General features: G+C 46.4%; 1 protein-coding gene. It reads left to right on the top strand.

The features are described 5' to 3' along the window. Window positions 1-100 precede the first annotated feature (100 nt). Window positions 101-1,159, top strand: coding sequence for an N-acetyl-gamma-glutamyl-phosphate reductase (argC, locus tag NJ959_RS29820; RefSeq protein ID WP_254015380.1), 1,059 nt, complete (start codon window positions 101-103; stop codon window positions 1,157-1,159). Window positions 1,160-1,188: the final 29 nt, after the last annotated feature.

Below are 1,188 nucleotides of genomic sequence, written 5' to 3'. Positions count from 1 at the left end.
ATTTTGACTTTTGACTTTTGACTTGTATCCAGCAAACTCAGTTAAAATGCAGCAAAAGTTCAAACGCTTTCAATCTCAGCTCTCTTAGGAAAGAAATATCATGGGTGATTTAGAACGCCTGCCTGTAGGAATCGTCGGTGCTTCTGGCTATGGTGGCGTGCAACTTGTACGTCTTTTGATGGATCACCCCAGTGTCGAGGTGGTTTATTTAGGGGGGGATAGCAGTGCTGGCAAGCAATTTTCCGATCTGTACCCTCATTTAGGTCATTGTGTCAATCTGACAATTGAGCCAATCGATCTAGATCTGATTGCTAGCCGCTGTCAAGTTGTATTCCTGTCTTTGCCTAATGGTTTAGCCTATCAGATGGCACCTACCCTCTTGTCCAAGGGATGTAAGGTGATCGATCTCTCGGCAGACTATCGGTTTTGGAACCCGGAGACTTATAAAGCCTGGTATGGAGGGGAACGAAACGATCCCGAAACTGCCGCATTAGCAGTTTATGGATTGCCAGAATTGTATCGCGATCGCATTAAGGAAGCTCAACTCATTGGTTGCCCCGGTTGCTATGTTACCACCAGTCTCCTGGGACTAGCACCACTCCTCAAGCAAGGTTTAATTGTCCCAGACACAGCCATTATTGATGGTAAATCTGGAGCATCAGGTGCTGGGCGCACGGCAAAAACTAATCTCTTACTCGCAGAAGCTGATAATTCTATTTCCCCCTACGGTGTTACCCGCCATCGCCATACTCCAGAAATAGAGCAGATTTGTAGCGATTTAGCGGGTCATGAGGTCACTGTTCAGTTTACTCCCCACCTGGTACCGATGGTGCGAGGACTCTTGGCAACAATTTACGCTACCCTGCGAGATCCTGGTTTAGTACGGGAAGATTTAGTCACAATTTATACAGCATTTTATCGCTCATCTCCCTTTGTCAGGATCTTGCCGAGCGGCACATATCCCCAAACTAAGTGGGCGTGCGGTACTAATCTCTGTTTCATTAGCATTGAAGTCGATCCCCGTACTGGTAGAGTTATTGTGATGTCTGCTACTGATAATCTGATTAAGGGTCAAGCTGGTCAAGCCATTCAATGTCTCAATTTGATGATGGGTTGGCAAGAAACTCTCGGCTTACCTGTTGTCAGTTTTTATCCCTAATTCTGAAAGGGGAGTAGGGAGTGGGGACA

This window comes from Limnofasciculus baicalensis BBK-W-15 (genome assembly GCF_024178385.1).
GTDB lineage: Bacteria > Cyanobacteriota > Cyanobacteriia > Cyanobacteriales > Coleofasciculaceae > Limnofasciculus > Limnofasciculus baicalensis.
Note: the sequence above shows the minus strand (reverse complement) of the source record. Positions and strands in the feature narration are given on the sequence as shown.